The organism is Mycobacterium sp. P7213 (assembly GCF_900604305.1).
Taxonomy (GTDB): Bacteria; Actinomycetota; Actinomycetes; order Mycobacteriales; family Mycobacteriaceae; genus Mycobacterium.
In genome coordinates this window covers 1-977 of sequence record NZ_UWOA01000108.1, presented here as the reverse complement: position 1 = coordinate 977, position 977 = coordinate 1, and the positions used below count along the sequence as shown (strand labels likewise).

Genomic DNA, 977 nt, shown 5'->3' with positions numbered 1-977 from the left:
GGGTTTGCGAGGATGTGCCGCCGGTGCAGGGGGTTTCGTCGTGGGGGTTGCACATGCCGGGGGCGGCCCAGCGGGCCAGTACGGCATCGAGGGTGGCGCGGGCTTGGGGGTCGAGATAGCCCTTGATCGGGCTCATGCCGTCACGRTCTTGGGGGCCGAGCACAATCCCGCGGCGTTTGGCTCGTTGTTCGTCGCTGTAGTTGCCGTCGGGATGTAGATGATCGGCGAGGCGTTGGGCGAGTTTGGCGAGTTCGTCGGGGCGACAATCCGTGCCCAATGCGGTGAGGTGTTGTTCGGCTTGGGTCAAGGTGCCGGCATCAACGGTGTCGGGTAGGTAGTGGAAGAACGAGCGGATCACCGCGATGTGGGCGGCGCCGATCTTTCCCGCACGTTGGGCAGTGGCCACGCTCGACAATGTCGGTGCCAGGGTTTCGCCGGTCATGGACCGGCGGGGCCCCAGCTCGGCGGCCTCGGTGATACGCCGGCCGGCTTCACCGCGGGTCAGATGTAACTCGTCTGCCAGCACCCAGCGGGGTTTGCCGCCCAACTCGGCGGGGTCAGTGGCGGCGAGGCGGTTGACCAGCGGGTGCTCCACCGCGGGAAGGCGCCGTCGCAGCCGCTCGCAGCGCCGCAGCAGGGCAAGGCATTCCCGCGGGGTCAGTGCGTCGAAGTCCAGTTCCAGCGCTCGATCCAGGTCAGCGGACAGGGCTTGTCAAGATAACTGTGTAAGTGGTTGTGGCCATTGATGGTTGAGTTAGAGCGGGAGTCGTTCGGGAAATTGGATCGCAAAGGCGTTGAGGGCGTGGGTCCAGCCCCAGGTAGCGGTTCCGGTGGTTGATCCTCGTTTCTGGTTGATGTTGCGGATGGCCAGATACAGCAGTTTCATCGCGGCGGTATCAGAGGGGAACGAGCCGCGGGCTTTGGTGACTTTGCGCAGCTGGTAGTTCAGCGATTGCGCAGCTGGTAGTTCAGCGATT

General features: G+C 64.5%; 1 protein-coding gene and 1 pseudogene. Both read right to left on the bottom strand.

Features of this window, described 5'->3' with window-relative positions; genetic code table 11:
- Positions 1 to 595: DUF222 domain-containing protein (locus EJK91_RS21395; protein WP_444850846.1), on the bottom strand; the 595-nt coding region annotated here is incomplete at its 3' end.
- Between the two features lie 159 nt (positions 596 to 754).
- Positions 755 to 977 (bottom strand): annotated as a pseudogene (locus tag EJK91_RS21390) (IS256 family transposase); the annotation flags it as partial.